Source organism: Sinorhizobium sp. M4_45, assembly GCF_002885915.1.
GTDB lineage: Bacteria > Pseudomonadota > Alphaproteobacteria > Rhizobiales > Rhizobiaceae > Sinorhizobium > Sinorhizobium meliloti_A.
Genome location: NZ_NWVE01000003.1, coordinates 87960 through 110464, shown reverse-complemented (window position 1 = coordinate 110464; position 22505 = coordinate 87960). Strand labels below are relative to the sequence as shown.

22 protein-coding genes and 1 other annotated feature are annotated in these 22505 nt (G+C 62.9%); of the genes, 13 read left to right on the top strand and 9 right to left on the bottom strand.

Going from position 1 to position 22505, the window contains the following annotated elements; translation table 11 throughout:
* Positions 1 to 222: 222 nt before the first annotated feature.
* Positions 223 to 987: an IclR family transcriptional regulator gene (locus CN933_RS10785; protein ID WP_026168698.1), complete on the top strand. Its 765-nt coding sequence runs from the start codon at positions 223 to 225 to the stop codon at positions 985 to 987.
* Between the two features lie 144 nt (positions 988 to 1131).
* Here CN933_RS10785 and CN933_RS10780 read toward each other — a convergent pair whose 3' ends face one another.
* The 4 genes from CN933_RS10780 to CN933_RS10765 all read right to left on the bottom strand — a co-directional run bounded on the left by CN933_RS10780 (position 1132) and on the right by CN933_RS10765 (position 6252).
* A complete protein-coding gene (locus CN933_RS10780) occupies positions 1132 to 2619 on the bottom strand; it encodes a SulP family inorganic anion transporter (RefSeq protein ID WP_102761476.1) in 1488 nt (495 codons plus the stop codon).
* A 67-nt stretch (positions 2620 to 2686) separates the two neighbouring features.
* Positions 2687 to 2742: a sequence feature (sul1 is cis-regulatory element that is thought to sense ions involved in sulfur or methionine metabolism; They are found in Alphaproteobacteria), on the bottom strand.
* A gap of 94 nt (positions 2743 to 2836) precedes the next feature.
* Positions 2837 to 4030 carry an MFS transporter gene (locus CN933_RS10775; RefSeq protein ID WP_102761475.1) on the bottom strand — a complete coding sequence of 398 codons (1194 nt, stop codon included), beginning with the start codon at positions 4028 to 4030 and terminating at the stop codon, positions 2837 to 2839.
* Between the two features lie 307 nt (positions 4031 to 4337).
* A complete protein-coding gene (locus CN933_RS10770) occupies positions 4338 to 5267 on the bottom strand; it encodes a sugar ABC transporter substrate-binding protein (protein WP_102761474.1) in 930 nt (309 codons plus the stop codon).
* Between the two features lie 127 nt (positions 5268 to 5394).
* On the bottom strand, positions 5395 to 6252 hold the full coding sequence (locus CN933_RS10765) for an SDR family oxidoreductase (RefSeq protein ID WP_102761473.1): 858 nt from the start codon (positions 6250 to 6252) through the stop codon (positions 5395 to 5397).
* A gap of 185 nt (positions 6253 to 6437) precedes the next feature.
* Between CN933_RS10765 and CN933_RS10760 the strand changes: the two genes are divergently transcribed.
* From CN933_RS10760 to CN933_RS10740, 5 genes are all read left to right on the top strand, one after another.
* Entirely contained in the window at positions 6438 to 6680 is a 243-nt protein-coding gene (locus CN933_RS10760; protein ID WP_102761472.1) for a hypothetical protein, read from the top strand.
* Positions 6681 to 6734: 54 nt separating this feature from the next.
* Positions 6735 to 6926: a hypothetical protein gene (locus CN933_RS10755; protein ID WP_003532118.1), complete on the top strand. Its 192-nt coding sequence runs from the start codon at positions 6735 to 6737 to the stop codon at positions 6924 to 6926.
* Positions 6927 to 7034: 108 nt separating this feature from the next.
* Entirely contained in the window at positions 7035 to 8051 is a 1017-nt protein-coding gene (locus tag CN933_RS10750; protein ID WP_102761471.1) for an SDR family oxidoreductase, read from the top strand.
* A gap of 99 nt (positions 8052 to 8150) precedes the next feature.
* Complete coding sequence (locus CN933_RS10745) at positions 8151 to 9815, top strand: sensor histidine kinase (RefSeq protein ID WP_102761470.1); 1665 nt, start codon at positions 8151 to 8153, stop codon at positions 9813 to 9815.
* A complete protein-coding gene (locus tag CN933_RS10740) occupies positions 9815 to 10450 on the top strand; it encodes a response regulator (protein WP_018095961.1) in 636 nt (211 codons plus the stop codon). Before CN933_RS10745 ends, CN933_RS10740 begins: the two co-directional genes overlap by 1 nt.
* 245 nt (positions 10451 to 10695) lie before the next feature.
* On the opposite strand, the gene CN933_RS32535 is transcribed toward CN933_RS10740, so the two are convergent.
* Positions 10696 to 10884, bottom strand: a complete 189-nt coding sequence (locus tag CN933_RS32535) for a hypothetical protein (protein ID WP_018095960.1) — start codon at positions 10882 to 10884, stop codon at positions 10696 to 10698.
* Positions 10885 to 11330: 446 nt separating this feature from the next.
* Between CN933_RS32535 and CN933_RS32530 the strand changes: the two genes are divergently transcribed.
* From CN933_RS32530 to CN933_RS10720, 3 genes are all read left to right on the top strand, one after another.
* Positions 11331 to 11636 carry a hypothetical protein gene (locus tag CN933_RS32530; RefSeq protein ID WP_522954409.1) on the top strand — a complete coding sequence of 102 codons (306 nt, stop codon included), beginning with the start codon at positions 11331 to 11333 and terminating at the stop codon, positions 11634 to 11636.
* A 268-nt stretch (positions 11637 to 11904) separates the two neighbouring features.
* Positions 11905 to 15123 carry a calcium-binding protein gene (locus CN933_RS10725; protein ID WP_102761469.1) on the top strand — a complete coding sequence of 1073 codons (3219 nt, stop codon included), beginning with the start codon at positions 11905 to 11907 and terminating at the stop codon, positions 15121 to 15123.
* A gap of 112 nt (positions 15124 to 15235) precedes the next feature.
* Positions 15236 to 16405 (top strand): zinc-dependent alcohol dehydrogenase, encoded by a 1170-nt coding sequence (locus CN933_RS10720; RefSeq protein WP_026168697.1) that lies wholly within the window; start codon positions 15236 to 15238, stop codon positions 16403 to 16405.
* Between the two features lie 73 nt (positions 16406 to 16478).
* Here CN933_RS10720 and CN933_RS10715 read toward each other — a convergent pair whose 3' ends face one another.
* Both CN933_RS10715 and CN933_RS10710 read right to left on the bottom strand, forming a co-directional pair.
* Positions 16479 to 17189, bottom strand: coding sequence for a metallophosphoesterase family protein (locus tag CN933_RS10715; protein WP_102761468.1), 711 nt, complete (start codon positions 17187 to 17189; stop codon positions 16479 to 16481).
* Entirely contained in the window at positions 17186 to 18088 is a 903-nt protein-coding gene (locus CN933_RS10710; RefSeq protein ID WP_018095955.1) for a hypothetical protein, read from the bottom strand. Before CN933_RS10710 ends, CN933_RS10715 begins: the two co-directional genes overlap by 4 nt.
* 208 nt (positions 18089 to 18296) lie before the next feature.
* Between CN933_RS10710 and CN933_RS10705 the strand changes: the two genes are divergently transcribed.
* On the top strand, positions 18297 to 18536 hold the full coding sequence (locus CN933_RS10705) for a hypothetical protein (RefSeq protein ID WP_018095954.1): 240 nt from the start codon (positions 18297 to 18299) through the stop codon (positions 18534 to 18536).
* A gap of 326 nt (positions 18537 to 18862) precedes the next feature.
* On the opposite strand, the gene CN933_RS10700 is transcribed toward CN933_RS10705, so the two are convergent.
* Together CN933_RS10700 and CN933_RS10695 are read right to left on the bottom strand one after the other, a co-directional pair.
* The gene (locus CN933_RS10700) at positions 18863 to 19036 is read right to left on the bottom strand and encodes a DUF1328 domain-containing protein (protein WP_102761467.1); all 174 of its coding nucleotides are present in this window, start codon (positions 19034 to 19036) and stop codon (positions 18863 to 18865) included.
* A gap of 49 nt (positions 19037 to 19085) precedes the next feature.
* Positions 19086 to 19232: a hypothetical protein gene (locus CN933_RS10695; RefSeq protein WP_100671595.1), complete on the bottom strand. Its 147-nt coding sequence runs from the start codon at positions 19230 to 19232 to the stop codon at positions 19086 to 19088.
* Between the two features lie 195 nt (positions 19233 to 19427).
* Between CN933_RS10695 and CN933_RS10690 the strand changes: the two genes are divergently transcribed.
* From CN933_RS10690 to CN933_RS10680, 3 genes are all read left to right on the top strand, one after another.
* Positions 19428 to 19730 carry a PepSY domain-containing protein gene (locus tag CN933_RS10690; protein ID WP_102761466.1) on the top strand — a complete coding sequence of 101 codons (303 nt, stop codon included), beginning with the start codon at positions 19428 to 19430 and terminating at the stop codon, positions 19728 to 19730.
* A gap of 18 nt (positions 19731 to 19748) precedes the next feature.
* On the top strand, positions 19749 to 20354 hold the full coding sequence (locus CN933_RS10685) for a general stress protein (protein ID WP_102761465.1): 606 nt from the start codon (positions 19749 to 19751) through the stop codon (positions 20352 to 20354).
* A gap of 159 nt (positions 20355 to 20513) precedes the next feature.
* Entirely contained in the window at positions 20514 to 22490 is a 1977-nt protein-coding gene (locus CN933_RS10680) for a protein-L-isoaspartate(D-aspartate) O-methyltransferase (protein ID WP_102761464.1), read from the top strand.
* Positions 22491 to 22505: the final 15 nt, after the last annotated feature.

The window sequence follows — 22505 nt, the reverse complement described above, 5'->3', positions numbered from 1 at the left end:
CCGGGCAGGACGGAGGCGCCTGACAAAGCATACCCGGCCGACGCCTGCGCCGACGATCGGGCGCAGGAAACCGGTGAGCGACAGCCTCCTCTCCTGTCCGGAAAACTCCGTTTCCTTGGTGGTCACGATGCTGGCAATCGTCCACCATGTCAACAAATTCCTTTAATCGATACGAAAACGCCTATATTGTTCTGATTATAGGAATATAACGTAGGTGGCATTATGTCTGGAAGCGTCGGCTCCTCCCTCAACGCAGAGAGGGCATTGGAGATACTGATCGTCCTCGGGGACGCAGGGCCGGACGGATTGAGTCTCGCCGAAATCGCCCGAAGGACGGGGAGCGCGAAGTCGGCCGCCCACCGCAGTGTAGCCGCGCTGCTGCAGAAAGGTTTTGCCGAGGCGGCGGGGCGCTACGGGCACTACCGGCTGGGCCCGGCAATCCAAATGCTCGCCAAACGGCAGGAGCGGCTGGAGTCCCAGATTCAACTGATCCGGCCCGGCATGACCGAATTCGCGCGGCGCACCGGGTTCACCGTCTATCTGATGGTGCAGGCAGGCGTGGATGCCGTTTGCGCCGAAATGGTCAGCCGATCCACGCGCAGGCAGTTCACGATGGGCGTGGGCGCGCGCGTGCCCATGGGCGTTGCCGCGGGAAGCGTGGCCTTGCTTTCCATGCTGCCGGAGGACAATGCGGCACAGATCATCGAAGCGAATTCCGAGCGCTATGCAACGCACCCGGCGCTGCGACACGTCGATGCCGGTGTCGTGACGAAACTTGTAAGCGAGGCGCGCGATCGCGGCTATGCGGTCAATATGGGCTATTATCTGCCCGGCGAGGGCGGCATCGGCCTACCGGTCCCGCGACGTGGCCAATACGAAGTGAATGTTGCGGTTTCATTCAATGCGCCGCTGGAACTGATGAACGATGTCTGGATCGCGGAGATAGTAGAGAACCTGCGGGAGTGTCTCGGCGGTAGCCTGCTGTAGTCGTGAGCCGCAGGGTATTTTCGGGTATAGTTCCGCCTGACTTTAGATGAAAAGCCGCAGGCGGCCGTGCTCGCCGGCAGGGCAACCCGTGTCCCTGTGGAGGAGACCCCGGGCTGATCCTATCCGACTCGGGGTCTCGTGAATTCAGTGTGTTGCGGTGAGCGCCGCGCCTTCGCTCTTGTCGTGCACGGCGAAGCGGTCGAGCATATGAGCGCTCGCCTCGTTGAGGCCGATCACCTCGACGGTTACGCCGTGGCGGCGATATTTAAGCACCACCTTGTCCAGTGCGCCGACTGCGGTGATGTCCCACAGATGCGCCTCGCCGACGTCGATGACGACCTTTTCCAACGGCTCGGCGAAGTCGAAGGCGCTGATGAATCCCTCGGTCGAGGCGAAGAAGATCTGGCCGTCGACATGGTAGGTGCGCACCGTGCCGCTCTCGTCGAGCATCGAGCGGACATGGAAGAGGCGGGCGACCTTTCCGGCGAAGAACACCCCCGACAGAAGCACCCCGACCAGAACGCCCTTTGCGAGATCATGGGTGCCGACCGTGGTGACGACGGTTGCCAGCATCACCACGGAGGAGGGCAGGGGATTGCGGCGCAGGTCGAGGATGGAGCGCCACGAGAAGGTGCCGACCGAGACCATGATCATGACAGCCACCAGTGCGGCCATCGGAATGATGCGGACGAGGTCGTCGAGGACGAGTATCAGGAAGAGAAGGAAGGCGCCGGCGACGAAGGTCGAGAGCCGCCCGCGCCCGCCGGAGGTCACGTTGATCACCGACTGGCCGATCATGGCGCAGCCGCCCATCCCGCCTATGAGACCGGAAGCGATGTTGCTGGCGCCCTGGCCGATGCATTCCTGGCTCTTGTTGCTCGTCGTGTCCGTCATGTCGTCGACGATCTGAGCGGTCAGAAGGGATTCGAGCAGCCCGACGGCCGCAAGCGCCACGGAATAGGGGAAGATGATCTGCAGCGTCTCGAAGGTGAGCGGCACCTGCGGCAGCGCGAAGATCGGCAGGCTCGACGGCAGTTCGCCGAGATCGCCGACCGTGCGAATGTCCATGCCGGTCCATACGGCCACCGCGGTCAGAACGGCAATGGCGACGAGCGGCGAGGGAACCGCCCTGGTGACGTAAGGAAACAGGTAAATGATCGCGAGCCCCGCCGCGATCATCGCATAGGTCACGTGCGGCACGCCGATGAGTTCCGGAAGCTGCGCCATGAAGATCAGAATCGCAAGCGCATTGACGAAGCCGGTGATGACCGAACGGGAGACGAAGCGCATCACCCGGCCGAGCTTCAGGAAGCCGGCGGCGATCTGGATGAGCCCCATCAGCAGGGTGGCGGCAAAGAGATATTGGAGGCCGTGATCCCTGACGAGAGTCACCATCAGGACGGCGGTGGCGGCCGTTGCCGCCGAGATCATCCCCGGGCGGCCGCCGGTAAAGGCGGAGACGCAGGCGATGGCGAAGGAGGCGAAGAGGCCGACCTTCGGATCGACGCCGGCGATGACCGAGAAGCCGATGGCCTCCGGGATCAGTGCAAGCGCCACGACGATGCCCGATAGGACGTCGGCGCGGATATTGGAGAACCATTCGCGTTTATAGCTGGCAAGTGTCAGTTTCATGATTTTCTTCGCAAGAGTAGCGCACCAGGCCGGCGGGAGGCCGGCTCGTCATGGTTTGATGCTGTTGCGTTGTCTGGCGGATCGGCGGCCAGAAGAGCCACCCGGGGTTTCACCGGGTCCGGGGTGAGTACCGGCTTTATACGGACCGGCTGCTGCCGATGCAATGATGAATTGTGCGCTGCCGCAATTCCGGCGGCAGCGCGATGTTTCGCAAATCTCAGCCGGTGACGGTAGCGGGCTCGCCGCACACCGTTTCGCGGCGGTCGAGAACGCCGCTCCAGAGCGTGAGCAGGAGTGCGCCCGAAACGAGAATGGCACCGACCCACGGCGTGGCAGCCAGGCCGAGTGGAGAGGCGACCACCAAGCCGCCGAGCCACGCGCCGAGCGCGATACCCAGATTGAAGGCGGCGATGTTCAGCGCCGAGGCGACGTCGACGGCACCGGGCCGGTGCTCCTTGGCAAGCTGAACCACGTAGAGCTGCAGACCCGGTACGTTTGCGAAGGACAGGAAGCCGAGCGCGGCGAGCGTCACGAGCGTCAGCACCGGCGAGACGGCGGTGAACGAGAAGATCACCAGCACCAGCGCCTGCAGCAGGAAGAGCCCGACAAGCGCTTTGACCGGATTGGTGTTGGCGATCCGCCCGCCGGCGATGTTGCCGATGGCAATGGCGACGCCGTAAAGCACGAGGATCAGGCTGACGCTCCGTTCGGAAAAGCCGGTGACCTCTTGCAGGATCGGCGCCAGGAAGGTGAAGGCGACGAAGGTGCCGCCATAGCCGAGCGCGGTCATGGCGAAGACGATGAGCAGACGGCCGGAACCGAGCACCCGCACTTGATCGAGAAGGCTCGCCGGCGCGGATTTGGTGAGCGTGCCCGGAAGGAGGGCGGCGATGCCGGCAAAGGCGACGACACCGAGCGCCGCAACGCCCCAGAACGTCGCCCGCCACCCGAAGATTTGGCCGACATAGGTGCCGACAGGGACGCCGGTGACGATCGCGACCGTCAGTCCCATGAACATCATGGCTATCGCGGAAGCGCGGCGGTTCTCCGGTACGAGATCGGCGGCGATCGTCGAGCCGACCGAGAAGAAGACGCCGTGGGCGAAGGCCGAAAGCACCCGTGCGACGAGCAGCACTTCGTAGTTCGGCGAGAGCGCCGCGGCCGTATTCCCGGCAATGAAGAGCGCCATCAGCCCGAGAAGCAGCGGCTTGCGTTCGATCCGCCCGGTCAGCGCCGTCAGGACCGGCGCGCCGAAGGTGACGCCGAGCGCGTAGACGCTGACGATGAGGCCGGCAAGCGGCAGCGTAATTGCGAGGTCGGTGGCGACCGTCGGCAGCAGACCGACGATCACGAATTCGGTGGTTCCGATCGCATAGGCCGCGATCGTCAATGCGAAGATGGCCAAAGGCATGGCAAATCCTTTCCGCCCGCCATTCGCGGTCGCGAAGCGGGACTCGAAGACGTTGGCGATGGTTGACGTTTCGCAGTGCAATATGCTGCAGCCGACCGGCCGCGAGAAGCACCTCGCCAGTCGCAATGCCTGTGAATGAAATTCACGAATGGTGGTCGGTTTTCCCCGAAGTGACTCTCGTCGCTGTCAAACGGTGCGACGAGGCCGGGCGAAACAGTCATCCGACCTGCCGGCCGCCTTCTCTGCAGGCGGTGCGAGGGAAAAGCGGCCGGCGGACGAGAACTGGATGAGGTCCTGGGACCAGGGCCTACTGGTTGGCCGTGGCGTAGTCCTGCATGTTCTGCGGCGTCACCAGTTCGAAGGGAACCCAGATCTGCCGTTCGGTCTTCTGGCCGCGCGAAAGGGCGACGGCGGCGTCCATGGCGGCAGCCCCTTGGGCGATCGCATTCTGAAAGACGGTGACGTCCAGATCGCCCGCGGCCATGGCGGCCAGGCCGTCCGGCGTTGCGTCGATGCCGCCTACGACGACCTTGGACATGTCGACGCCCGCCGCCTTCATGGCCTGGATAGCGCCGATGGCCATCTCGTCGTTATTGGCGATCACGGCATCGAATTCCCGTCCGGTCGAAAGCCAGTTGGTCATGATGTTGGCGGCTTCGAGACGATCCCAATTGGCGCTCTGCTCCTCGATGACGCTCATGCCCTTGCACTCGTCCGTGGCGATCACGTCATGGATGTCCTTCGTCCGGACGAGCGAGGAGTGATTGTTGAGCGGTCCCATGAGGACATAGGCCGCGCCCTTGCCACCGAGCAGCCGGCACACTTCCTTCGTTTCCAGCGTGCCGGAATCGACCTCGTTGGAGCCGACGAAGGCAGCCGTGTCGGGTAGCTTGTCGACATCGGCCGGCGGGTGGTTCGCGTAGACGATCGGGATGCCCGCATCGCTCGCCATCTTGGTCAGCGCAGGTGTGCTGTCCCCGTCGACAGCGATGACGATGATCGCGTCGACGCCGGAGGAGACGAAGTTCTGCACCTGATCGAGCTGCCGGCTCGGATCGTTCTGCGCATCCTCGACCTGGACGGTGACGCCGTCGAGCTTGGCGGCCTGGTCCTGCATGCCGTCGCGCAGGATGGTTAGGAATGCGCTGTCGGAGCGGGCGATGGTGATGCCGATGTTTTCGGCGCTGGCCCCGCTGGCGAGGAGAGCCAGTGCGGCAGCGGACAATATGCGTTTCATGAAAAGTACCTCCCTCGGGCGACTGTGAAGCCGGGAGGAAATGGAATACCAATTCTGAAGAAAATCAAGATGAAATGTACATTTCATTCGGGTGCGATCGACGAGCCGTTCGCCGACCGCCGGCCGCTCAGAGGAACGGCTTGCCGCCGGTCACGGCGATCGTCGCACCGGACACGTAGCTCGACATGGGGTCTGCGAGCATGACATAGGCCGAGGCGAGCTCCACGGGCTGCCCCGGACGCTTCATCGGCACCTGCTTGCCGAAATTCATGACCGTATCCTCGGGCATGGTGGAGGGAATAAGCGGCGTCCAGATCGGTCCCGGAGCCACGACGTTCACCCTTATCCCCCGCTCGGCCAGCATCTGAGCGAGACCGGCACTGAAATTGTGAATCGCGCCCTTGGTGGTCGCATAGGCGAGCAGGATCGGATTGGGAGCATCGGCATTGATGGAGGCGGTGTTGATGATGGCGCTGCCCTTCTTCATGTGCGGCACCGCTGCCTTGGTCAGATAGAACATCGCGTGCATGTTGACGCGGAATGTCAGCTCCCATTCCTCGTCGCTGATGTCCTCGATGTTCTTGAAGGTCGCCTGATGGGCCGCATTGTTGACGAGGATGTCGATGCCGCCGAGCTCCCGAACGGCCGTTTCGACGATCCTGCGGCAATGGTCGGACGACTGAATGTCGCCGGCGGCAAGCACGGCCTTGCGGCCGGCTTCCTCCACCAGAGCCTTGGTGGCCATCGCGTCGTCATGTTCGCTCAGATAGCTGATGAGAACGTCCGCTCCCTCGCGCGCATAGGCGATCGCCACGGCCCTGCCGATGCCGCTGTCCCCGCCGGTGATGATGGCTCTCTTGTCCTTCAGGCGTCCGGAACCCTGGTAGGAGTTTTCCCCGTGATCCGGCAGCGGCTGCATCCGATCGGTGGTGCCGGGCATATCCTGGGTTTGGCGGGGAAAGGGAGGGTGCGGAAATTTTTCCATGGTCACGAACTCCTTCGCAAGGCTCCTTCTGGAATGGCGATCGGCATCGCTGCGCTGCCTCCGGCGAGTACGCGGCCCTAACTCGGGCAGACTGGCTTTGTTCCGGCCTTGAGAAGACCGCCGATGGAACTTCGCCTGCGGCTTCACGTTGCCCTCCTGACCCAATGAAACAGCAGGAGAGTAAGATGGAGAGAGCCAAGCGCCCATCCGCGGCCCCCCTTGATGTGAAGACCGTGCAACCGCCTGTCGAGAATGACAGCGACCTGCGCCCGGAGGCCGACAAACCCCCGATCGAACCGGACGAGATCCCGAACGCCAAGGCCGCGCGGGAGGCGGCGCGTTTGAAGAGGGATGAATACATCGTCAAGTCCGACCTGGAGGATGCCGACCAGCGCAATCCCCTGCCCGACATGAAAGACCAGGAATGAGTGCGATCCGGATGTATAGTGGTCGGTTCGCCTTTCAGCTTGATGGAGAATGACATGAAAACGCCAAAGGAAGGTGCGCCCGGCACCACCGAGCAGTCGCCGCGGTGGGAAGGGCCGAAGGAGACGCGCCCGAGAGGATATCTCCCCGCCAAGGATGATCCGGAACGCGATCGGGACGCCGTCGGCGAGAACCTGAAGGATCCGCATCGCGGCAAGGTTTCGGACGCCGGCAAGACGAAGCGTTAACAGGCAGGCGCTGCCGGAACATCTTCGCTCCCTCGCGGTTCCGCAGCCGGCGGGGCATGCTTGTAATGTCGTTGCGGCCGGCGTGCGGACGGCAGATGGAGGAGCGATATGTTGAATTCTCTCGAAGATGCAGTGGTCGTCATCACCGGGGCGTCGTCGGGGGTTGGACAGGCCACCGCCGAGGCCTTTGCCCGGCGCGGGTCGAAGCTCGTGCTTGCGGCGCGCGATGCGGCCGCGCTTCACGAGGTCGCCAGAGCCTGCCGTAAACTCGGAGCGGAGGTTCTCGTCGCCCCGACCGATGTGACGGACGCCGATGCGGTCAAGGACCTGGCCAGGAAGGCGATGAGCTTCGGCAAGATAGACGTCTGGTTCAGCAATGTCGGCGTCGGCGCCGTCGGCCGCTTCGAGGAAACGCCGATCGAAGCGCATGAACAGGTCATCCGCACCAACCTGATCGGCCATCTAAACGACGCGCATGCGGCGATCCCGATCTTCCGCAAACAGCGGCATGGCATTTTCATCAATATGATCTCGCTCGGCGGCTTCGCCTCTGCACCCTTTGCCGCGGCCTACAGCGCCAGCAAATTCGGCCTGAGGGGCTTTTCGGAAGCTCTGCGGGCGGAGCTTGCGGACGAGCGCGACATTCACATCTGCGACGTCTATCCGACCTTCATGGACACACCCGGGGTCAGGCACGGCGCCAATTACACCGGTCGCAGGCTGAGCGTTCCTCCGCCCGTCTACAATGCGCGCCGCGCTGCCCGGGCGATCGTGCGCCTGGCGGAGCGCCCCCGTAATTCGCTGACCGTCGGCCTCGTCGCCGATCTGACGCGGTTTGCGCATTTCGTCGCGCCGAACATGACCCCGCGGCTCATGGCGAAGCTGACATCGCGTTATCTGAGCCGCGCGCCGCGCGTGGCGAGGAGCCATGGCAATCTGTTCAGGGCACCGGCCGAACCCGGGGGCATAGACGGCGGGCTGCGCTCGTCCCGCCGCGTCCCGGTCGCAACGACGGCGGCTGTCTGCGTGCTGGGCATCGCCGTTGCCGCGCTTGTCCTCGGCAAGCCGCGCGCGACGGTCGGCCGAAGCCGCTCCAGCGTCGCGCGTCTCTTCAGGCGCGCTTAGGCGGCACAGGATCGTTGACTTTCGCGCCATTCGCAGTGAAGATCGCGACATACTAATATAAATTTTCACTTCCGCGATCGCGCGAAGGCAGAGTTGCGCATGGCGATCACGCAGCCGACCCGAAATGACGCGCCTGTGCGCGCTCACCGCCCCGCCAAGGAATTTGCCGGGGGGGCGCGCGAGTGGCTGTTGCGCACCGATCCGGAACGCCTGATCTGCCTCGGTCGCGTTATCACCGCAGCCTTCGCGATCCTGGCGATCTATCTCGATCCCACTCGGCCGAACTCGCTTCTATACGAGTCTCGCGTCGTTCTTTGCCTCTACCTTCTCCTCGCAACTGCGCTGGTGATCTTTCCGCTGCGGTACTCGTTCGTCAGTCCGGTGCACCTCCTGATCCATGGTATCGACGCGGCGGTCGTCGGCTGGCTGACGTTCCTGACGAACGAACTGGTGAGTCCGTTCTTTTCGATTCTTCCGTTCGTCATCCTGGCGATGACGATGCGCTGGGGTTTGAAGGGTGCCGCGCTCGGAGCACTGATCGCCCTTCTCGTCCAGCTCGTGGTCGGCCTTCCCGACCTTCTCGACGGCGACGCGGAACTCAACGTCTTCATTATGCGGTCCACCTATTTCGTGCTCATCGCGGCGACGCTCGGCTATTTCGGAGCCTATCGCGAACGAAGCCGGCAGCGCCTGGCGCAACTCGCGCAGTGGCCGCCGGGCGCAATCGGCGAGGACCGGGTGTCCTGGCTGAGCATCCTGTTGGAACATGCTTCCGGCGTTCTTGGCGATGCGCATCTGCTCGTCATCTGGCGTGAGCAGGAATTCGAATCGGGATGCGTCGCATACTGGGCTAATGGCACGCTCCAATTGGCCGATCTCAGGGACACCGACTTCTGGCGTCGTCACGATCCCGATCACTACGACGGACGCGATCGCAAGAGCGGCGAGGCGCTGAATGGCCTGTTCGCCGATCTGCCCCAGATCCGCGCAAACACCGACCAATCGGACCGCAAGGTATTTTCCGCCACCTTCTCCAGTGTTCGATATCGCGGCTGCGTTTTCGTGGTCAGCTTCGCCAATGCCGCCGACGACACGAAAGATCTGTCTCAGATCATCGCCACCCGCGTCGGGACGGAGCTCGAGCGTGTCGCTCTTATCCAGGCCGCCCGTTCCGAGGGGCGCATGCGCCTTGCCCGCGATTTGCATGACAGCGTGCTTCAGAACCTCACTGCGGCGCGTCTCAAACTGAAACTGATCGGAGAAGGAATCCCGGATGGCGCAAAGACGCAGCTGACGGAGGTGGGCTCGCTCATCCTCGAACAGCAGCAATGTGTCCGCAAATTCGTGGATGAGAACCGACCGGGAGAGGAAGGTAATCTAGCCAGGATCGAGCAGGAACTTCCGGAATTTCTCGACCTGTTGAGAACGCAGTGGAATTGCGCAATCGACGTGTCACACGGGCCCGCGCCGCTCGTGGTGCCCAAATGGATGCTTTACGAGATAATGCAGTTGATCTCCGAAGCCGCGAGCAATGCGGTGCGCCACGGACGGGCGACGCTGTTGCGGATAGCTTTTGTCAGGAACGCGGAGCTCCTGAACCTGGAGATCACCGATAACGGCACGGGAATATCGGGTGAACTCGAGATGAAGCCCCTCTCGCTGTCGCAGCGGGTGGCGGAGCTTGGCGGAAAGCTGGCGGTCTGCCGGAATTCTCCTGGCCTAGGGCTCAAGATCGCGCTACCGCTGAAGCTGGAGGTCAGGTGATGCATTCGGTGCTGCTCGTCGACGATCACCCGTTGCTCCTGCGAGGATTGCAGGACATCATCGCCGCAGCGCCGGACTTCGACGTCGTCGGCGCAACGGCAAGCGGCGTCGAAGCGATTTCGCTCATATCCCGTCTCCAGCCGGACATTGCCGTCCTCGACGTGGCCATGCCCGGCATGGGCGGATTGGAAATCCTGAGGGCGATCCGCGGCACGCGGCGTCTGCCGAGGGTGATCTTCCTGACTGCGACGATCAGCGGCCCGCAGGTCGCGGAAGCGTTGAAGATGGGGCTTTCCGGTCTTCTCCTGAAGGAATATGCGCCCGAAGCGCTGCTCGACTGCATGCGGCAGGTCGCCATGGGCGGGAAGTGGCTGCCGGCCGATCTGCTGGCAAATGCGTCTCAGGTCGGTAACGACGCGACGCTGGAGAGGTTCAGTCTGCTTACGCCACGCGAACGCGAGATCGCAGCGCTGATCTGCGGCGGTCTCTCCAACCGCATGATCGCGGCGAGACTCGGAACCTCCGAAGGGACGGTGGGGATCCACCTGCACAACATCTTCCGCAAATTGGACATCAGCAATCGCGCCACGCTTGCTGCGCTTCATGTCCAGTACACCAATCCACTGAAATCCTAGTGGTGCGTTTCTGGCAGATGGACGTCTGTAAGGTCAGTCACCTTGCGAGCTCCACAGGTGGTGGGCTGACCTTCAACGCTTGGGTATCATCCTTGAAGCGATCGGCTCCGGGCGGAACAATCGACCACAAACCTCCCGGGAATGCTCTGGACTAAAGTTATTCCAAAACGAATGCGTAGGGTTCCTCAAAAAAAGGAGGCCCTTAGAGCCTCCGAGCTGCATGGAGCTTACGACACAGGCGTCGATCAGTCTCCTGTGTTGACAGTGCCGCTGTCCTGTTTGCCCTTGTCGCCCTTCTTGTGGCCGATATCGCGGCTGTCTGCAAAGGCCTTGTCGGAAGATCCGTCAAATACAGTTACTGAAACAAGCGGGAGCACCATTAGGAAGGACACTCCAAGCGCGCATACGGAAACAATTCTCCTACGTGTAAGCATAGGTAACCCTTTCCTCTAAGAGGGTGAAGACTTTACGGACGCGCTGCAGCAGTGCTGCTCTCGGCCGGCGAAGTAAACGCAACTTCACGGCACAAATGATTGCACCAAACCGCCGAAGCCGAAATATATGGAACGATATATGCTTTGTTCCTTGGGCGTGAAAACGGTCGAAACGACAGAATTCTTCTGGATCGTAAGGTTCGTCGGCCGCCGTGATTGCCACCTTCACTATAGGGTTTCCTATATATCCAACCGCAGCGGGCGGTGCCAGTATCCCCGACTGCATGTTTCCTTTCGAAGGAAAAACATGCAGCAGCCGAAGTGCGGCAGCGATCGTTGCGAGCCTGATGAATGCCCGGTGTGATTGCTGAACGCATAGGAATTTCGATTATGCCGTTCAAACCGAAAAACTCGGGACAGACTGCGAGGAGGATCGCCGCGAATTTCTGAAAAGTTGTGGCCGCTCTGCCGTTTGGACGCCGCCGCTGGTCACCGTCCTGCTCTCCACCGGCCTCACCTCGAATGCGATCGGCAAGTCGTCTGGAGCCGGCGGCAGCAGCATCAGGGACCGCAGACAGACCGCATCCCGACAGGATGGGGCGAAACAGGGGTGCCGCGTGACGGGTACAAGCTGTCGTAGTCTGCTTCGCCTGGACAGGATCACGCCGGGCCCGGCAAGGGGACCATTTTGCGATTGTGAAGAGGCGCCGTTGGGGTCCGGATTTCTTGGGTCCGAGCGGTCAAAAACATAGAACACACTTGATTGCGATACTTCCAGCGGGAAGCGGACGATACAGCCCGGGCATTCTTTCATCCCGCGATGGCACTAGTAAAACAGCGTGCGACTTTCTGAAGCTCAGGAAAACTGTGCCGCAATTTTCCGTCCGGAATTGCGGCAACACAAACGGTTAGAGCATTTCCGCAACTTGGACAAAGGGCGGCAATGCTCCAGGTCAGCAATCCTCGAAGCGTCGGGCGCAATACACAGGCCCCGCCGGGAGATTTTAGGGAGGAATTCCCATGGCAGTCATTACCGGCACATCCGGAAACAATGTCCTCATCGGCACTGATCTAGACGACGTGATTAGCGGGTTGGGCGGTGACGATCTCATCCAGGGACTGGGAGGCGCCGACGTGATCAACGGCGGCGCGGGCGTCGACACGGTCGACTATCGCGAAAAGACGACTTCAGTCGTAGTCACCCTGACCGGTGCGACCGCCGCGACGGTCTTCGTCAATGGCGCGGCCGAGGACACTCTCAGCAACATCGAGAACGTTTACGGGGGCTCCGGCAACGACACTATTACGGGCGACGCTCAAAACAACCTGTTCCGAGGCGGCGGCGGAAACGACGTCCTCGACGGAGGCGCCGGCAACGATACGGCCGACTATACCGACAAGACCCAGTCCGTTGTCGTCACCCTGATGGGCGCGACACCCGCCACCGTCTTCGTGAACGGTATCGCCGAGGACACGATCAGCAATTTCGAAAACGTCTATGGCGGGTCGGGCAACGACGTGCTGACCGGTGACGACCGGAACAACGTGCTTCGCGGCGAAGCAGGGAACGACATTCTCAACGGCGGCGACGGCGACGACTCGCTTTTCGGGGGCGCCGGCAACGACACAGCAGACGGTGGCAACGGGGTTGATACCTTCGATCTCCGCGAAAAGACGTCCTCCGTCTTCGTGCAGCTCAACGGCGCGAATGCAGCGACGGTCTTCGTCGGCGGCGTCGCGGAGGACACGATCCGCAATATCGAGAACCTCGTCGGCGGGTCGACGGACGACATGCTCATCGGCGATGCGGAGGGAAATAAGTTCTCAGGCGCGCGGGGCAACGACTGGCTCAAGGGAGGAGAGGGCGCGGACACCCTGGACGGCGGCGAAGACAGCGACACCGCCGACTATAGCGACAAGACCGCTGCAATCGCCGTGACGCTGAACGGCAGCAAGCCGGTCATGGTAACGGTTGACGGCGTTGCCGAGGATCTGATCGCGAAGATCGAGAACATCGTCGGCGGCTCGGGAGATGACATGATCACCGGCGATGCGGCCGCCAATACGTTTCGCGGAGGTCTCGGTGCCGACGTGCTGGACGGCGGGGCCGGCAGCGACACCGCTGACTTCAGCGATAAGACGCAATCGGTCGTGCTGGCCCTCAACGGGGCGGCCGATGCCGTTGCAACCGTCGGCGGGACGGCCGAGGATACGGTTCGCAACATCGAGAACATCAACGGCGGATCCGGCAACGACCAGCTTACCGGTGACGACGCCGCGAATACGTTCCGCGGCGGCCTTGGCACCGACCTTCTGGACGGAGGTGCCGGCAGCGACACGGCCGACTTCAGTGACAAGACGGCATCGGTCGTCGTGACACTGGCCGGGTCGAATCCTGTGACGGTCTTCGTCGGCGGCGTCGCGGAGGATACTCTGCGCGACATCGAGAACGTCATCGGCGGCTCGGGCAATGACGTGTTCGCAGGCGACGGGTTCCAGAACCTCTTCGACGGCGGGGCGGGCAACGACACGGTCGACTATTCGGCTTCAGCCAAGGGGATCGCGGTGACGCTCAACGGCGCCAACGACGCGAAGTTGATCGTTGGCAACGCTGCGGAGGACACGCTGCGCAATATCGAGAATGTCACGGGCAGCGCCGTCGCGGACGTGCTGACCGGCGACTCGCAGGCCAACGTCCTCCTGGGCGGCGGCGGCGGCGACATTCTCAAGGGCGGTGGTGGACAGGATACCATCGACGGCGGCGCGGGGTCCGATACGGCCGACTTCAGCGACAAGACGGCCGGTATCGTCCTGACGCTGGCGGGCGCGGCGAACGCGATTGCGACGGTCGGCGGCCTGGCTGAGGACACGGTCCGCAACATCGAAAACATCTTCGGCGGCGCCGGCGCTGACGTGCTGACCGGCGACGGCAACAGCAATACGATCCGCGGCGGTGCGGGCGCCGACCGTCTGGACGGTGGCACCGGTGTGGATACGGTCGATTATCGCGACAAAACCAAGTCAGTCTCCGTTACTCTCGATGGGGCCAACCCCATGACCGTCAAGGTGGGCGGCGTGATCGAGGACACGATCAGCAATTTCGAGAACATCTCCGGCGGTTCCGCCGGCGACACGCTCACCGGAGACAGTCTGGCCAATGTTCTTATCGGCAATGACGGCGCCGACACGCTGAGAGGGGGTCTCGGCAAAGACGTGCTGGACGGCGGCAATGGCGTCGACACCGCCGACTACCTGGAGAAAACCGATGCGATTTCCGTCACGCTGAACGGCACGGCGAGTGCGGTCGTTTTCGTCGGCGGCATAGCCGAAGACACCATCCGCGGTGTGGAAAACATACTCTCGGGGTCCGGTGACGACACGCTTGTCGGCGACGCCGCGAACAATATGTTCCGGGGAGCTCTCGGCGCCGATTTCATAGACGGCGGCGCAGGCGTGGATACTGCCGATTACCGTGAGAAGGCGGCGTCTGTCGAGGTGGCGCTTTTGGGAGCCGGCGACAGTTTCGTCTTCGTCGGCGGCGTCGCCGAAGATACCATTCGCAATATCGAGAATGTGTTCGGCGGCAAGGGCAACGATAAGCTCACGGGCGATGGCTTCGCCAACACCCTCAACGGCAATGACGGCAAGGACGTCCTTACGGGCGGAGGCGGAGCGGACATTCTCGACGGCGGGGCGGCTTCCGATACCGCGAGCTACCGCGACAAGAGCGCATCCGTGTCCGTCGCACTCGACGGCGCCAGCTATACGACCGTCACGGTCGGGGGGGTGGCCGAGGACACGATCCGCAACATCGAGAACATCTGGGGCGGGACCGGCAATGACAGCCTGAGCGGCGACGCGAACGCGAACCTTCTTTCGGGCGGCGGCGGAAGCGACACCCTCTTCGGTGGTGCGGGCGCGGACATTTTTCAGTTCGACTTCGCTCTCGGCGCTGGGAATGTCGACACGGTCGTGGATTTCACCGCCGGAGACAGGCTCTTCCTCTCGAAGAGTGTCTTCACAACGCTGAGTGGCGGGACGCTGGCGGCGACGCAGTTCTACGCGGCGGCCGGTGCAACCGATGCGCAGAACGTGAACCAGAAAATCATCTACGACACGACGAGCGGTGCGCTCTACTACGACGCCGATGGCAGCCTTTCCGGTCATGCGGCCGTGCAGTTCGCCGTGCTTTCGACGCAGCCGGGCCTGACCGCGGGCGATTTCGTGCTCGTCGCGTGATCGCCCCGGCTCCAGGGGAACACCCGCCCGGGCTCCGTGTTTGGAGGAAATGAAAGGACGAGCAGCGCCCGTCCTTTTCTTTTTCTTCCAGCGATCGAAAAGGAGCTCCGACGTGAAAGCCCTGACATGGCACGGCAAAGGCGATATCCGTTGCGAGAGCGTGCCCGATCCGAAGATCGAGGATGACCGCGATGCCGTCATCAAGGTCACCGCCTGTGCGATTTGCGGATCGGACGTTCATATTTTTCACGGCCTCATTCCATCCATGGAGAATGGCGACATCCTCGGCCATGAAACCATGGGCGAGGTCGTGGAGGTCGGCAAGGGCGCGACCGGCCTGCAGGTCGGCGATCGGGTGGTCGTTCCGTTCACCATCGCCTGCGGCGAGTGCTTCTTCTGCCGGAAGGGCTTCTATTCCGCCTGCGAGCGAACCAATCCCGACCGGGAAAAGGCGGCGAAGCTCTGGGGCAATTCACCCGCGGGCCTCTTTGGCTACTCCCATCTCCTCGGTGGCTATAGCGGCGGACAGGCGGAGTATCTGCGCGTGCCGCACGCCGATGTCGGGCCCATCAAGGTTCCCGACGAACTCACGGACGAGCAGGCGCTCTTCCTCTCCGATATTTTCCCCACCGGATACATGGCGGCGGAGTTCTGCAACATCGAGCCCGGGCAGACGATTGCGATCTGGGGCTGCGGCCCAGTCGGGCAGATGGCGATCCGGTCAGCCTTTTTGCTCGGCGCCGAACGGGTCATCGCCATCGATACGATCGCGGAGCGCCTGAAGCTTGCGGAGTCCGCCGGCGCCATGACCCTCGACTACATGGCGGAGGATATCTATGACCGGATCATGGAGATCACCCGTGGCCGGGGCGCAGATGCCTGCATCGACGCCGTGGGAACGGAGGCCGACAGCCGGGCAAGCCTGGATTCGCTTGTCGACCGCGTGAAGGTGGCGACCTTCATGGGAACGGACCGGCCGCATGTATTGCGGCAGGCGATCCATTGCTGCAGGAATTTCGGCACGGTTTCCGTCGTCGGCGTTTATGGCGGTTATCTCGACAAGGTGCCGCTCGGTTCGGCGATCAACCGCGGCCTGACGCTTCGGATGGCCCAGACCCCCGTTCAGCGTTACTTGCCTTTGCTCCTGGACCGCATCCGGAAGGGCGAGATCGATCCGTCCTTCGTGGTGACCCACCGCGGCGGGCTCGACGACGGCCCCGAACTCTACAAGACCTTCGCGGAAAGAAAGGACGGCTGCATCAAGGTCGTCCTGAGGCCGTAACAGGACTCCTTTGAAGCTGCGCGCTTCCGGACGAAAACCGCTACACACTTATCCTGAAAAGGTCCGAAACGGCTCAGAGTTCGAGCATGGCGTAGGGCCTGCCCGTCGGTTTCTCCACATGGGCGGCGACGTTGAAGACGGGGGCGCCGCCGGGCGTCTGCCCCTGATAGGCGCCCTTGTGCGCATGGCCGTGAACGACGGCGCTCACCTTGAAGCGGTCGATCGTCTCCGCGAGCCGCGACGACCCGAGAAACGGATAGATTTCCTTCGGTTCTCCGGCAACGGTTTCAGGGATCGGCGCGTAATGCAGAACGACGAGCGCGCGCTCCGCCCTGGTAGCCCTCAAGGCGTTCTCCAGCCGGATGGCTTCGTCGACGCTGGTTCCGACCATGGTCTTTATCGCCGCTTCGCCAAAGGCGCCCAGCATATACCGGCCGAAGCCGCCGATGAAACCCTTGGTTCCGCAGAAGCCGACGCCTGAAATTTCGACGCTCTGGCCGTCGAGAAGATGCACACCCGCCCTGACGAGGATCGACGAAACCTCCTCCACGGCATCGCATTGATGATCATGGTTTCCGAGCACGGCGACGACCGGGATCGTGCAGGACTTCAGCTCGGCGGCGAGAAGCTCCGCCTCCGCAGGCTTGCCGAGATCCGTCAGATCGCCGGCGATCACGAGCACGTCCGCGGCGCGCGAGATTTCCGCAAAGAGGTCGGTATAGGAGACCGATCGGTCCTCCTTCACATGCAGGTCCGCCACGGCGGCCACCTTCAACTTGCTCATGACTCCGTATCCTCAGTTTCTGCGCTGACGTCGGCGTCGCCTCCGACATCGGCGAAACCCCATTCCTTCACATCGATTTCGTAGTCGGGCCGCGAGTACATCCGGCCGCGACAGATCTTCGTCAGGGGCACTGGGAGGTCTCTCTGCGCCGCCAGCCTGCTCAAAAGCTCGTCCATCAGCCAGAGCGGGACCTTGTCGCGCTCGGAGGGATAGATCCATCGGAAGTTCAGGAGGTGGATGAGCAGGACCTCCCAGTGCGCTTCCATGTATCCGAGCAATCTTGCCCAATCGATTCGGTCATGTGCCTTCAGGATCAGGTGCGCGACGTCGGCGCCGTCGTAGCGGTGGCGAAGCTGGATGAAGGACTTGGACCAGACGAGTTCCGTCGGCGCGACGATCGCACAGGTGGAGGCACCGATCTCTGTCAACAGAGCATTGGCGAACCAGGCGTCGGTGACCATCATGGTTCCGTTAGGCGAGGAGAAGATGACGTCGAAGAAGGATTTTCCCTTGAAGACCTTGCCTAGCCATCGATCGTCCTCGATTTCGACGGCGTATCCGAGGGACTTGAAATGATTGAGGATGCGGGTGTAATCGCCGGGCTTGCAGAAGACGTCGAGATCCTTGGTTGGCCTCGAAATGCCGGTATGGGCGCTGACGGCGAAGGTGCCCGCGATCAGGAACGGAATTTGCGACCGGCCCAGCTCGGCAATCGCCTCGGCAACGAATGCTTCGGCCTCCTCGTCGACGAGACGCGGCAGCGCGAGCGGCTCGGACGGGTGTTCCGAAGGGGAGCGCGGGGGCATTGACGTCATGCTGGTCATCCAAGTGAACGAGACTTCCCTGACAACACGCCAGTCTTTCGGAAGTTCCGCTTGCCCTAAGGTGTGGGATTGCATCCCCTCGCGCCCCCGCACTTTGGGTCCGCCATTTTAGCCGGGAAGCACCAAGGTGCGAACGTGATGGAACCGCCGGCCACGTCATGGCGTTTGTCTGGCAGCTACCGCATGAGCGCCCGAAGCCGAAGCGAAGGGCGGAAACATTAGGTAAAACAAAGCGCTACAGCGACTGCGCGTGTCTATCGATGCGCCGCTGAGGGAGGAGCATATGCCTGTCATCAGCCCCACCATCCACACCCAGCAAAACAGCCGGGAGCTTGAGTGTCAGCGCGCAATGGAGGACGAGTTCCTGGTCTTTACCGCGCTGGCCGAGGAAGCGGGCTGGTCATGGCAGGAAATCGCGCTCGCCATGTTGGAGCTGACCGAGCAATATGTTGCAGCCATGCGGCCGAGTTCGGCGATGGAGGCAAGATCAATGTTGCGCAGTCACTCCAAGAGCTTGCACTGACCGCAGCAGTATTGTGTTCCCGAGGCGTTTCACTGCTTCATTGAAGCAGTGAAACGCCTTTTAATTGAGACCGCGCATTCCGGACGGCTGTGAGACGGAGTGCTACAGCGACCTCCGAAGACGCGCGGCGCTGCAGGAACTTTTCGGAGGACTGCAACCTCTCCTCATCCTCATCTCCGTGCTCGTCACACGGATCCAGCAGCGCCGCGTCTGCGGCGCGGGAAGCGCTCTTTCAGCCCAAGGACTTGGTCTGGCTGCACCCCTGTGACGAGCACAGGGACGAGGCGATCAAACAAGCCGCCGCGGGCGGCCGAATCCCAACAGGCTCAGGTCACGGCACCTCCGACGGCCAGTGCCAGTACGAGGAATACGAGGAAGATTACAACCGCAATGTAGAAGAGTATCTTCGCGATCCCCGCCGTCGCGGCCGAAACGCCGGAAAATCCGAGGAACCCGGCTATCAGTGAAATGACGAAGAAAATCAGTGCCCACTTCAGCATAATCGCTCCTTCCGTTCAGTTCCTGCCTCGTGGTCGTCGTGCCAGCCGTTCAGCGGCTGTCCCGGTTCGGATCCTTGCCGGCCGCTTGGCTGCTTTTCTTGACGTCGTCCTTCTTCGCCTGATCGCCTGCACGATTCCCGCCATGCGTCCCTTTCGAGCTCTTGGCGGTCTTGCCGTCCTTTACGTTCGTAGCCATCTCGCATCCTCCAGCGCTGTACCGAAACCGGCAGCAGAGCGGATGCAACCGGGGAAGGGCGATAAAAGTTCCGTCCGGACCTTCAAAGCCGGGGCGCCCGGCCCGCTTTCCTTCCCATAATGCCGGCGGCTGCCGGCGGAACCAAATCCGGCCCGGACGGTTTGGTTGGCCGGTTGAGGCTCGAGAGGAAAGGCCATGAAGAACATCGCCTTCGGCGTTGCGGTACTGTTGAACGCTGCCGCAGGACCGGCCTTCGCGCAGACGGCCGGCAATACCCCGGCCATTGCCACTCCCGACACGCAGAACCCGACGGCACCTGTCCCCGGCAAGAACAGCTTCACCGAAGCCCAGGCACTGGAACGGATGCAGGAGGCGGGCTACTCGGACGTCAAGGAGCTGAAGCTCGACGACAAGGGTATCTGGCGGGCAACCGCGATGAAGGACGGCAAATCCGTTTCCGTCGCTCTCGATTTTCAGGGCAACGTAGTCGCGCTTTAGAGATCAAGGAAGAAGACGATGAGAACCGTGGCAGGGCTGTTTGACGATTACGGGGTAGCCCGAGGGGCCGTGAGCGATCTGGAGGCGGCAGGGTTTCCTTCCGAAGATATAAGCATCGTCGCCAACAATGCGGGCGACCGCTATTCGGGCGACGGCTCCGGTGCGGCGAGCGGTGCCGAAGCAGGTGCGGGTCTGGGCGCCGTGGGCGGCGGCACGCTGGGGCTTTTGACCGGCCTGGGCCTGATGGCCATACCTGGGGTCGGACCCGTGGTCGCGGCTGGGTGGCTGGCGTCGACCGCCGCAGGCGCGGCGGCCGGCGCTCTCGCCGGAGGTGCGGCCGGCGGCATCATCGGCTCGCTCACCAATTCCGGGATCGAGGAGGAGGATGCGCATCTTTACGCCGAGGGCGTGCGCCGAGGCGGTACGTTGGTGGTGGTCAGGACCGAGGAGCCCCTGGTCGCGCAGGCGGACGGGATTTTAAGAAATCGCGCTGCCGTCGACATATCGGTCCGGCGCCGCGCCTATACGGAGGATGGCTGGACCCGGTTCGACACCGCCTCCGGTCCCTATAGCCTCGACGAGATCGAGCGCGAACGCGAACGCCTCAGCCGACCGGCGCTGTAGCGAAAGGGAGGTGCCGCTGCCGCGGCACGGCTGACGCTGCCGTCAGGGTCCGCAAAGCAACCCGGCCGCCCGAAAGGAGCCAGGTCACCACGCCCCTTGGCGAAACAATGCCACGATCTGGCGCGGCGGTTGCGACGAAACGCAAGGAAGGCTTCCGCCATGATTGATTTTTCCCGCGCCCGCGAACGGATGATCACGTCGCATCTCTCGCGACGGGGAATAAGGGACAGATACGTCGTCGAGGCGATGGGCGTCGTCCCGCGGGAGGCATTCGTCGATCCGGGCTTCGAGGAATTCGCCTATGAGGATTCGGCCCTCTCGATCAGCCATGGCCAGACCATCTCGCAGCCCTATATCGTGGCGCTGATGATCGAACGCGCCGAAGTCCAGCCGGGCGATACGGTGCTCGAAATCGGGACCGGATCCGGTTATGCGGCGGCGGTGCTGAGCCGGATCGCGGCACATGTCTATACGATCGAGCGCCATGCCGGCCTCGCCGAGGTCGCCCGGAGACGATTTGCCGAGCTCGGTTACGGCAATATCGATGTGCGTGTCGGCGACGGCACGGCCGGCTGGCCCGAGGCTGGACCGTTCACCGCCATATTGGTCGCTGCCGGAGGTCCCGAGATACCGCATGCGCTCAAGGAGCAGCTCGACCTCGGCGGCCATCTCGTCATACCCGTCGGCCCCCCGGAGGAGCAGCGGCTGCTGAAGGTCACGCGCGTCAACGCCACGACATTCGAGGAGCAGGACCTCGGCGGGGTCAGATTCGTGCCGCTCGTCGGCGAATATGGCTGGCATGAGGAGCGGGTTCAATCCCGGGCAGGGGTCAGACCGGCGCCCACGCTGCCCGAGATGGTTGCAGAGGCGGCCGAGCCGCTGCCCGATCTCGACGATCCTGCCTTCGGGCGGCTTTTCGATCGCTTTGCCGGGCGGCGGGTCGTGCTGCTCGGAGAGGCAAGCCACGGCACGTCGGAATTCTACCGCGCCCGCGCAGCCATCACGCGTCGCCTGATCGAGGAACACGGGTTCACGATCGTGGCGGTGGAAGCGGATTGGCCGGATGCGGCGGCGGTCGACCGCTATGTCCGACATCGAACGCAAGGCATGCGTCTCGACGCGCCGTTCCAGCGGTTCCCGACCTGGATGTGGCGCAACCGCGAAGTCATGGATTTCGTCGAGTGGATGCGCGAACATAACGGCCGCAGGGGCTTGTCCGGCCGGGCCGGCTTCTACGGCCTGGACATCTACAATATGCGCGGCTCCATTGCCGCGGTTCTCCGGTATCTCGATGAGACCGATCCCGAGGCCGCCGCGGTCGCCCGCGAGCGCTACGGTTGCCTGACCCCCTGGCAGAACGAGCCGTCGACCTATGGCCGTGCGGCCATGACCGCGGGCTTCCGCAAATGCGAAGAGGCCGTCGTCAAGCAATGCCGCGAACTCCTGGAGAGGCAGCTCGAAGCCGGGCGCGACAGCGGCGACGAGCTTCTCGACGCGGTGCAGAACGCGCGCCTCGTTGCCTCGGCCGAGCGGTATTACCGCATCATGTATTATGCCGGGGCCGACTCCTGGAACATGCGCGACACCCATATGTTCGCGACGCTCGAGCATCTGTTGAATGCACGCGGCGCTCGCTCGAAGGCGGTGGTGTGGGCGCACAATTCCCATATCGGCGATGCCCGCCATACCGACATGGGCACGGCCCGCGAGGAGTTGAACATCGGTCAGCTCTGCCGCGAGCGGTTTGGCGATCAGGCAGCGCTGATCGGCTTCGGCACGCATGGTGGTCATGTGGCTGCCGCAAGCGATTGGGGCGGCGAAATGGAGGTGAAGCCGATCCGGCCGTCGCTCGAAGGAAGCTACGAGCGCATGATGCACGACTCAGGGGTCGAGCGCTTCCTCATCGACTTCGCACGCCACGCGCGTCTGCGCGACGGTCTCCTCAAGCCGAGGCTCGAGCGCTTCATCGGCGTGATCTACCGGCCGGACACGGAACGCTTCAGCCACTATGCCCACGCCTCGCTGCCCCGGCAGTTCGACGCCTTCGTCTGGTTCGATCAGACGACACCGGTCGAACCGCTCGGCGCGGAACACATAAAAGCGGGCGTGCCGGATACGTTCCCGTTCGGCCTGTGACTCGTGAATTGGTGC